The sequence below is a fragment of the Streptomyces viridosporus genome (genome assembly GCF_002078235.1).
Taxonomy (GTDB): domain Bacteria; phylum Actinomycetota; class Actinomycetes; order Streptomycetales; family Streptomycetaceae; genus Streptomyces; species Streptomyces viridosporus.
In genome coordinates, this window is the sequence record NZ_MSGP01000419.1 from 12481 (window position 1) to 12795 (window position 315).

The window sequence follows — 315 nt, forward strand, 5'->3', positions numbered from 1 at the left end:
CCGTCCGCTTCGGCTCGGAGTACACCCCGACCCGGGAGGGTGTCTTCCGCATCTACTGGAAGTCCCGGCACCACGTGTCCACGCTCTACGACTCGCCCATGCCGTACGCCATGTTCTTCAGCGGCGGGCAGGCCGTGCACTTCTCGGCCGACTTCGCCGCACGCGGTTACGCCGGTTCCTCGCACGGCTGCGTCAACGTGCGGGACGAGGCGGCGATCGCCCGGCTGTACGCGCAGGTGCGCGACGGCGACAAGGTCGTCGTGCACTGGTGAGACGCGCGGGGACGGGACGGGGTCCCGGCACGGGGAGGGACGT

The 315-nt window shown here is 70.5% G+C and carries 1 protein-coding gene; it reads left to right on the forward strand.

Features of this window, described 5'->3' with window-relative positions:
* Positions 1–272: L,D-transpeptidase (locus B7L92_RS42755; protein ID WP_255311165.1), on the forward strand; the 272-nt coding region annotated here is incomplete at its 5' end.
* Between the last annotated feature and the right edge of the window lie 43 nt (positions 273–315).